The organism is Acinetobacter sp. WCHAc060025, from assembly GCF_004209355.1.
GTDB lineage: Bacteria > Pseudomonadota > Gammaproteobacteria > Pseudomonadales > Moraxellaceae > Acinetobacter > Acinetobacter wuhouensis.
In genome coordinates, this window is sequence record NZ_SGSX01000042.1 from 1 (window position 1) to 7,009 (window position 7,009).

At 32.1% G+C, this 7,009-nt stretch carries 9 protein-coding genes; 6 read left to right on the plus strand and 3 right to left on the minus strand.

The genetic code is table 11. The features are described 5' to 3' along the window. Both EXE09_RS19200 and EXE09_RS18275 read left to right on the plus strand, forming a co-directional pair. On the plus strand, window positions 1-96 hold a 96-nt coding region (locus EXE09_RS19200), incomplete at its 5' end, for a helix-turn-helix domain-containing protein (protein ID WP_130118210.1). Window positions 97-1,764: 1,668 nt separating this feature from the next. Then, window positions 1,765-2,226 (plus strand): inovirus-type Gp2 protein, encoded by a 462-nt coding sequence (locus EXE09_RS18275; RefSeq protein WP_130118211.1) that lies wholly within the window; start codon window positions 1,765-1,767, stop codon window positions 2,224-2,226. Between the two features lie 337 nt (window positions 2,227-2,563). Here the strand turns inward: EXE09_RS18275 and EXE09_RS18280 are convergent, their stop codons facing one another. Both EXE09_RS18280 and EXE09_RS18285 read right to left on the minus strand, forming a co-directional pair. Continuing rightward, a complete protein-coding gene (locus EXE09_RS18280) occupies window positions 2,564-3,079 on the minus strand; it encodes a hypothetical protein (RefSeq protein WP_130118212.1) in 516 nt (171 codons plus the stop codon). Between the two features lie 3 nt (window positions 3,080-3,082). Further along, the gene (locus EXE09_RS18285) at window positions 3,083-3,676 is read right to left on the minus strand and encodes a recombinase family protein (RefSeq protein WP_130118213.1); all 594 of its coding nucleotides are present in this window, start codon (window positions 3,674-3,676) and stop codon (window positions 3,083-3,085) included. A gap of 203 nt (window positions 3,677-3,879) precedes the next feature. Here EXE09_RS18285 and EXE09_RS18290 point away from each other — a divergent pair, with 203 nt between their 5' ends. Further along, window positions 3,880-4,221 carry a Pmp3 family protein gene (locus tag EXE09_RS18290; RefSeq protein WP_130118214.1) on the plus strand — a complete coding sequence of 114 codons (342 nt, stop codon included), beginning with the start codon at window positions 3,880-3,882 and terminating at the stop codon, window positions 4,219-4,221. A gap of 89 nt (window positions 4,222-4,310) precedes the next feature. Here EXE09_RS18290 and EXE09_RS18295 read toward each other — a convergent pair whose 3' ends face one another. Beyond that, window positions 4,311-4,856 (minus strand): hypothetical protein, encoded by a 546-nt coding sequence (locus tag EXE09_RS18295; protein ID WP_130118215.1) that lies wholly within the window; start codon window positions 4,854-4,856, stop codon window positions 4,311-4,313. Between the two features lie 145 nt (window positions 4,857-5,001). On the opposite strand from EXE09_RS18295, the gene EXE09_RS18300 reads away from it, so the two are divergent. The 3 genes from EXE09_RS18300 to EXE09_RS18310 all read left to right on the plus strand — a co-directional run. Continuing rightward, a complete protein-coding gene (locus EXE09_RS18300) occupies window positions 5,002-5,445 on the plus strand; it encodes a hypothetical protein (RefSeq protein ID WP_130118216.1) in 444 nt (147 codons plus the stop codon). 112 nt (window positions 5,446-5,557) lie between these two features. Beyond that, the gene (locus EXE09_RS18305) at window positions 5,558-5,983 is read left to right on the plus strand and encodes a plasmid replication DNA-binding protein (RefSeq protein ID WP_130118217.1); all 426 of its coding nucleotides are present in this window, start codon (window positions 5,558-5,560) and stop codon (window positions 5,981-5,983) included. A 186-nt stretch (window positions 5,984-6,169) separates the two neighbouring features. After that, the coding region (locus tag EXE09_RS18310; protein WP_130118218.1) for a replication initiation protein at window positions 6,170-7,009 on the plus strand (840 nt) is incomplete at its 3' end.

The window sequence follows — 7,009 nt, forward strand, 5'->3', positions numbered from 1 at the left end:
CTAGCAGTACGTTACAAGGCAAAAGGTATGAGTTATGCAGAGATAGCAGACAAGCTAAAAGTATCTCGTAGATCGGTAATCTACTGGTGCAAATAGCCTAAATCAGATATTAGCCCTTTTAGGCTGTTTTTAGCTTTCCGCCGTGTTGGTATTCCATTACTTGTTTTCAGGTTTAGCGGAATGATTGAAACAGCTTCCAACCGACTGTCTGTAGCAGCTATAGGATTGAGAAGAACAGAGGGCGTGGAGAATATAAATATTTATTTCAATCTCTCTAATTTGTTTTCTTGTTTAGAACAGCATTCAAACATTACTAGATATTAATTATTTTCTTCTTATTAACTTTTCATCTTTCAACCATTTCTTGTTTATTTGGAATAACTTAAATCAGCAGAAGCCATAACCTTTCATTAAAATTAGTTATGTAATGTTTATCAACTTCACAATGGAAAGGGAACGGAGCTTTAAAAAAGAATCCCTCTTAAAGATCACGGAGTCGATGTCCTGCATTGCAGGTTATCGTTATTCACCAATTGTGGTTATCAACTCCCTCGGTTGGAGTAAGTTAATATCCTTTTGAACATGGTATCGTTTCCTCAGAGTGAGTAAACGTCCATCCTCAAATTGAGGACAGGATTTAGGGGTGGGGGCACAACAGACTTACTCCCTCCCTTTTTGACAAGGTACTTCAAATAATACCTAGTCCGCGATGACAGGATTTATATTTCTTCAATTCCTAAAAGCTCAAATTAAATTAGTAACAGGTATTCGATACTAAGCCTTACTATCTTAACCACGTTTCACAGAAGCTCATAGGAAGCGATTTAAGACACTTTAAGTGCTGTGTGGTGCAAGTGGTTGGGCAAGGTGTCTATCGTTTAACCTGAGCGATTCTGTGAGCATGCAGAAATATATTCAAACCTATATCTAGTGGTAAATGTATCTTACAACCACACTATCTAGGAACACAGTAAAACGCAATTCGCTTTCTGAATATATGCATCTGAACTTAGATACATCTTTCTATCAATAAAATCTGACAGCTAAACAAATCAACTCATAAATAAATATGTATACATATTTCTATACCAATCATCAAACAACATATAGAACATTGTATTCAATACATCCCCCTCAAATCTGAGGGCATCTCTAGGACTTGATGCTAATTTCACTCAACGTAATTCTGCGCTCAGTAGGTGTATTCATTCAAACAGCAGTATTTAATTGCTTTTTGGCATTTAAGTTGTTGAATATTGACAAATTTGTTGTTATGTGGTAGTATTCTCTCATAACTAAAAGATACCAATAAATATTGATGTTCTTCTCATCAAATACCTGAAACGCTTTTATATCAATCTATAGACACTATCACGACAAGCCATCTACGAAACTATGGGTTTTTTTGATGATTATTATTTGATCATAAAACTCTATATGCCTTGCTGTGTAAGGCTTTCAGGTTTTCAAGAACAATTCGGATAAACTGAGTATAGATACATCTACCTTACAGATACATATATCAATTTATATAGTAATCAATCTAATTACTTATTAGCTTCTATATACTCTTTATATCTAATAACAATACAAATTAAAACTTATATCTCCCTTTAACCAATAATGAGTAAACTAATAACTTCTAACATATATCTAGGATACAAGATCAATAATCAACTTAATCCAAAAACAGGTATTAAATACAACATAAGTAGAAAGAGTATGCAATCAATCATACACACACTTAAAAGATGCAGAAATGAAATGAATAGACCTACTATACTTCGTTTCACATTATCATTAGATAACAATGACACATTTGATTTATCTAAGTTTACAAGAAAATTAAGAGAATACAAATACAGCTATGGCTTAATTTATAGTTTTGAGTATGCAAAAAAACAGAAAGGATTACATTTAGAACTAGGTATTGTTATTGATCAATCTGACATAAGTCCTGATATGTTTAGGCGTTACTTAATTAAAGTAGTAGCTAATTTAGACGGTATTGAATATGAAATAGTAGATAACTATACAAAAATTGGATTAAACCATCACAAGCCTATGAATGAAGCTATTAAAGGCTCTGGACATAATTTAAATAATGATGATCAATTTGTAGATGCAGTTTATCGTTACTCATACCTAGCAAAACAGAATGACAAAGAATTAGTAAATAGAAGTAAAACATTTGGTACTGCTATTAGAATTAAGGAAAAACAATAATAATGATCGACTATAATCAACATCAAATTAACCGCGTATACAATCAACTAATATCAAATTTAGTTATATGGTAATACCTAATAAAAAAAGTAAATGCAGAAACAGAACAAGTATACAAAGTATTAAAGAATAAGGAAAGGTTAGACAAGATTACATCAAATATTATGAATGCTCTGCCTAGTTTAGATGGAATTGATATTATTAATGTAAGCCTATATATACCATTAGTGGATAATGTAAAGCTATTTAAAGCATCCAGAGATTCAGAGCTTTAATAGGTATTATTGTACCTCTCACGTGTACATGTATGTTCACTCACGTGTGAGGTGCGGTGTGCCTATGCGCTTTTATGATTTTTTAATTTTATAGATCTTTGATATAAAGAGTATTTTCTAGAAATTGTTATTAGGTTATCTATATCATTTGTATATTGATTAAATTTTAATAGCATATTAGGTTCCGACATTTCATCTAAAAATTTATGCATATCATAACTTTTAAGCGATACTTCTATATTTATAAAAAGATTTTTTTTAGATTCTATAAATAAATTAATATTATTTTCTAGTTCATCATCAATAAGACTACCTTTTAAAAATAGTAACTCTCTATTGATTTTATCAGAAATTTTTTTGATATTATTAAGGTTGGTTAAAGCATTTTCTTTACTTTGTAGAGTATTCTTTAATTCATATATACTTTGATTTATAGCTGATAGATCTTTAGTAATTTCATTTGCTTCTTTTGCTATTACTTCACTTCCTTTTTGATTTCGCCAATCTCTAGATATTTTAAAAGCTCCTAAGATAGCTAATAAAGTGGCTATTATTCCAAGACTATCACTTAATTCCATACCTTATCCTTTTAAAACTCTATAAACAGTAGCAACACCACACTCTACAGCTTTAGCTACTTCTTCTTTTGTAAGCCCTTTATTAGCTAACTCTTTAATTCTAGCATGTTTTTCTAAATCTGCTTTCTTTCCACTTGGCTTGTATCCGCTTCTCTCTAAACCTTGTTTAATGCGTTCTATACGCTTTTCATTGTCCAATCGAGCCATAGTAGCAAGCAAATCAATTAACAAGTTATTAACTAGATTTAGGATAGAGCTTGTAATGGTATCATCTGCATTCATCAATACGTGAGTAGTTGGTAGATCGGAAACAACTAGCTTCAATCCTTTATCTTTAATACGTCTTTTCAATATTTCAAAGTCATCTTGTTTTAAACGTGACAATCTATCAACGCTCTCAACAAGTAAAGTATCTCCATTCTCTGCTTCATCTAACAATTTATTTAATACAGGTCTATCTAGCTTTGTACCTGATTCATTTTCTACATATTCAACTACAACGCCGTGTATGGTATTAGCAAACTCTTTTAAATCATCTAATGCTCTTTCTGCATCTTGATCTTTTGTACTGGCTCTTACATATATTCTAACTGTCATTTCTCATTTAACTCTACCCTATTAAGTCTTATGATAATACTATCATTTAATTTAAAATAATAGTCTATTGATAGATATTTTTATCATTTAACTCTATTATCATTTGGGTATAGTCTAATGATAGATAATCTTTAAATTTCCTATAGATTGTCTAGTTACTAACAAATGACTAATATTAATGAAAATTTCAAAGATAAAAGTATATGGCTATCGTCTATTGCAATAAATGTAAACAGTGTGGTGAATCAAAATTAAAAGGTAGTGGTTGGATTACTTTCATTCTGATTCTTTTTTATATTATTCCTGGTTTGATATACATGATTTGGCGTAGGTCAGGTCTAGGTGAGTGTAAATTTTGTGGAAGTTCTGATGTAATACCTGTAAGTCAAAAGCCAATAGAAAACAATCAACAAAAAATTGCTATGAATCAGCCACTATTTGAAAATGTTCCACATATAAATTGTCCTGATTGTAGGGAGTTAATTAGATTTGATGCTCGTAAATGTAAGCATTGTGGTTCATTTATCGATCAGCAGAATAAATAATTTATTTGTTCTCTCTACGTGAATGAAACAGTACAACTGCCCTGCAAATTAATTTCTATTCACGTAGAGAGCTTACATTTATTGGTTAATTAGAAACTAACTTCTGTGAAATAAGTACATAAGCATTTATTTCCACAAGTTGCTAGTGGAAGTAAAGGTGCATTCTTAACGGTATATATCCCATTTTCATTTATTGAATTGGGGCAAGATTCTTTATCTATATTGAGTCTTAATGTTGATTTCAATTTTTTAGCTCTGTTTATTTCTCTTTCTGACCAAGCTCTAGCTCTAGCATAAAATTCAGCTTCTGTAATGAATCCGAATAAATCTGTTTTATCTATAGATTCAATATTTATGAAATTTAGGAATCCATTATTTACTTTTAATCGAGTATTTATTCCTAAGTCACGCTTTTGCTGTGCTGTAAGAGGTTCACCATAGTTAAGCACTTTTTTAGTATCTTTTCTTTCAAACAGTTCTAAATTTACTTTAAGTAACTTTGTGATCTCCTTTGCTTTTGAATGGTTAAAAGATTGGTAATCTAATAACTTATTTACGTATGTTTTAATAAATGTATCTATTACTTTTAACTCTTCTTTTTCCATCTCTAAATTTGGTGTGATTTCTAAACTCATAGTAACCTCTGTCCTGTTATTTATATCTATATAGCTTGAATCGATCAACTTTATCAATATTCACCACATTGGTTGTATTTCAATAGTTTATTAAGTTTGCTAACCTATTTGCATGAGTTAAATATTAATTAAGTTGAACATAAACATGACTACAGAAGCACCAAAAAACTATACTTTCTCTATCCCTGAAATCCAAAATGTTTTGGATGTAGATAAGGATTTAGATAAATCAGCTATTCAAGAAAAGCTAAAGGGCTTTAAACAATATCCAAAATTTATTTACAGCCTTGATGATTTAAATAGCATTTATGATTTTTCTGAGCTAACTCTTGATAAAGCAAAACAGTATGCTGAAAGCCGTAATGCTGATCGTGCTAAGAAAGCACAAGCAACACGTCTAGCAAATAAAGCTAAAATTGCTAAAGAAGAAAAGAAAGCTAAGTCAAAGCCTGCTAATGAATTTGATGAATTAGGTAAATTATATGTTGAGCAAGCTAAACTTCGTGTAGAGATTGCCAAACTATCACAAGAGCAAAATCTATTAGATAAGAAAATTGTTGAACTTGAAAAGAAAATGAATGTGCGTTGATTAAATCGACCACTTGAAAGGGGGCTAGTTGCTCCCTTTTTTATTGAACACTTTAAAACATGCTAAATACTGTATAATCTTGATCAATCAAATAGAACAAGAATGACCATGTATGAGCAATCTATCTATTAACCAAGCAAGCAAATTATTTAAAGTCAGTCGAAATACTATCTATGCTCGAATCAAGAAAGGCGAGATAACTAAAAACAGTGATGGTACTGTTTCTGCTCAAGATATGATGCGACTATTTGGAAATAAGACTGATAAGAAAGCTGTAGAGCAAGCTATCACTGAGCAACTGAATAATACAAATAATATTGAACAACCTATTCAACATAAACTTGAACAATCTAAAAACAGCAATGAACAGCTTTTACAGCAACAAATTGAACAACTCAAATTACAAGTTGAACAACTTGAAAAGCAACTTGAATACGTCAAAGCAAATGAAGCATGGCTTAAACAGCAACTAGATCAAAAACTAATTGAATATAAGAACCATGAAAAGAAAGGCTTGTTAGGTCGTTTATTTGGCTAATTTAACGGTGAATTCTTAGCATCTGTACATGAATTGTGATACAAATATTTCAGAAATGAAAAAGCCCGTATTTCCTCGCTCGCCAAAGTTTAGAAATACAGGCTTGAATCCTTAGAACACGTTTGCACATGATCTGTAATTAATAATACAGAACAAAAGTGCATTTGCAAACAGGTACGTTATGCAATGCAACAATTATCGCTAGACTTAGCACAAATTACAGACAGATTCCCAAGCAAGCCTTATTGCTCGGATGATCTGCACATGGGGCTACAGATTCGTCCCAAACATTTAGCATTGCTTAAACGCTATATTCAGCCTAATCACCCTTACTACACTCATTTCTTTGTTTTTGATCTTGATTCATCAACAGCATACATCGACTACTTTTATTCGATGGTGGGCGTACCTACTCCTAATTTAATTGTAGAGAATCCTGAGAACGGACATGCACACTACATTTATCAATTAGCAACTCCAATCTATCAGACCAATGCAAGCAACGATAAGCCAATAAAGTACGCCAATGCAGTTTATACGGCTCTTAGACAGGTTTTAGATGCAGACATCAACTACAGTGGGCTTATAACTAAAAACGCCGTACACAGCTCATGGCGAACGTATGTGCTGCGTGAACAACCTTACACACTTGATCAACTTTCTGAACGTCTAGACTTAACAACTCGTCAGATCAATAAAGAAATTAAAGTAGATGAAGCTGTAGGGCTTGGTCGTAACTGCTGTGTGTTCCATACAGTGCGACATTGGGCTTATGTTGAAGTAAGGAAGTACCGAGCTAAATCATTCAATCAGTGGCTTGAATCGGTCATTGCTCAATGCTGTTCTGTGAACAATCAATTCACTGCTCCAATGCAGTACAACGAGGTTAAAGGCATTGCTAAATCTATTGCTCGTTGGGTATGGAAACGAGATGGTTACGCATACCAAGAATTTATAGATCGTCAGACACGTAAGGGACAACTAGGCGGTAAAGCCAAAGGGGAAGCATATAACGCTAAACGTAAG

Coding starts and splice junctions, on each gene's coding strand:
- EXE09_RS18280 (WP_130118212.1), bottom strand. CDS start 3,079: ATGGAATTAAGTGATAGTCTTGGAATAATAGCCACTTTATTAGCTATC.
- EXE09_RS18285 (WP_130118213.1), bottom strand. CDS start 3,676: ATGACAGTTAGAATATATGTAAGAGCCAGTACAAAAGATCAAGATGCA.
- EXE09_RS18295 (WP_130118215.1), bottom strand. CDS start 4,856: ATGAGTTTAGAAATCACACCAAATTTAGAGATGGAAAAAGAAGAGTTA.
- EXE09_RS18305 (WP_130118217.1), top strand. CDS start 5,558: ATGAGCAATCTATCTATTAACCAAGCAAGCAAATTATTTAAAGTCAGT.
- EXE09_RS18300 (WP_130118216.1), top strand. CDS start 5,002: ATGACTACAGAAGCACCAAAAAACTATACTTTCTCTATCCCTGAAATC.
- EXE09_RS18275 (WP_130118211.1), top strand. CDS start 1,765: ATGAATAGACCTACTATACTTCGTTTCACATTATCATTAGATAACAAT.
- EXE09_RS18290 (WP_130118214.1), top strand. CDS start 3,880: ATGGCTATCGTCTATTGCAATAAATGTAAACAGTGTGGTGAATCAAAA.